We start from the raw sequence: 1,568 nt of genomic DNA on the forward strand, positions 1-1,568 counted from the left end.
TCCGAAAGAAGTTAAAACGCTTGAAGGACATTTTGAAGTTGTTTTTTCTTCTTAAACTTCTTTATGATTAGCTTTTTTGGATCTATTCATGCATGGCAATCTTATATAAAAAATAGTCAAATGAATCACGTATAAAAGTGTGGATTCTTGAGTGGATTCATATAAAATAATTACAAACAAACTATTGACTTTATTGTATTTTTGTTTATAATGTCCTTCAACAAGCGTGACCATCCGACGACCGTTTTCAACATCAATGCCCTTCTCATCATTATAAGCTTCAAGATCATTATGATGAATGCCCTCATAAGCAACCCCATCCCTTGCCCAATCTGCACTCAGCTCTGTCCAATGAGCTTTGGGAAACATCTGCTTAGCTACTTCCAAGGGCTTGCGATCTACATACCACATGCGTTGTGCATCGGTTAAATTCGGTTGCACTGCCGCGCTATCCCAAACCATCTTTAACGGGTCTAAACGCGTAATGACCGGTTCACCATCAAAGCTATTTTCATAATCAAGGCGGGTATCAGTCCACCCCATGCCGCAGATAACCGCATCTTGGAAAGCATCACTATCAGCATATTCTGCATGCGCCATGTCCCGAAACCATTCTGCCGCACCGGTAAGCAATTCACTAGGCAATGCCTTGCCTACTTGACGGGGAATAAACTGCACTTCTCGCTTATTGTTACGTTCTGACCCCACAACGGCATTCACAAGCGGAGCAATACGATTAAAGGTCATAACGGGGCGGCGTTGCTCTTTTAACGCCGCTAAATCAGCCTCATTCCACTGATCACCATTGTAAAAACGAAAATCCTCCCGTGCATGTTCACGCCATTTATTCACATGCTCCACATCTTCTTTGTACCAACTCACAAGCTTGCGAAATAAGCCTTCTGTCGACAAATCTGATGCGTTACTTTCTTTATCTAAATGCTCTTCATCATACATCATTCTGCCATCCATGAGGTACTCTCATATTCCGTTCTGCCGCTATAAGCTGGTCGCTTTTGTATCGTCGGAGGTTCTTCATAAGCCACGCACATCAATCCAAAGGCATCTGCCCCATGACTGGACCAATCATGCTCTGCTCCCAAGCCAATATTGCGCTTCTCATCCCATTTCTCGTGATACCAGTTCAGTGCTTTGCGCCCTGCTACGGTCGTCTCTTCATTGAACCAAACTGAAGGTAAAATACGCCGCACCGCCTCTATACGCATCTTAACCGCCCCTGCTCCCTGATTAGGAACAACTTGCGTTTCAAAACCCGCATCATTTAAAGCACTCTCAAAACTCACATTGTGCACACGGTCTCTGGTCGCACCATCATGGGGTAACACCATCAACGCCTTCTCATAACCGTTTTGACGCAACCAGCCTACATGCTCTGATAGCGGTTGTCCCTGTGCTTCGTAATAATTAAGCACTCTAATTTCTCGCCCCACAAACTGTGCTATCCATATCGCCGTGGCATCTGCCTTAGCACCCGTGCCCCCAATATCCCAAAAGGCGCGTATTTGCATTAAAGGATCACGAGCAACGCGCCCTATCCGCCCCTCCTG

At 45.2% G+C, this 1,568-nt stretch carries 2 pseudogenes; both read right to left on the minus strand.

The features are described 5' to 3' along the window. Window positions 1–212 precede the first annotated feature (212 nt). Window positions 213–972: pseudogene (locus ACFIK3_RS09430) on the minus strand (portal protein); the annotation flags it as partial. Beyond that, window positions 957–1,568 (minus strand): annotated as a pseudogene (locus tag ACFIK3_RS09435) (PBSX family phage terminase large subunit); the annotation flags it as partial. The pseudogenes ACFIK3_RS09430 and ACFIK3_RS09435, both read right to left, overlap by 16 nt.

The sequence above is a fragment of the Bartonella sp. CB10SXKL genome, from assembly GCF_042195515.1.
Classification (GTDB): domain Bacteria; phylum Pseudomonadota; class Alphaproteobacteria; order Rhizobiales; family Rhizobiaceae; genus Bartonella.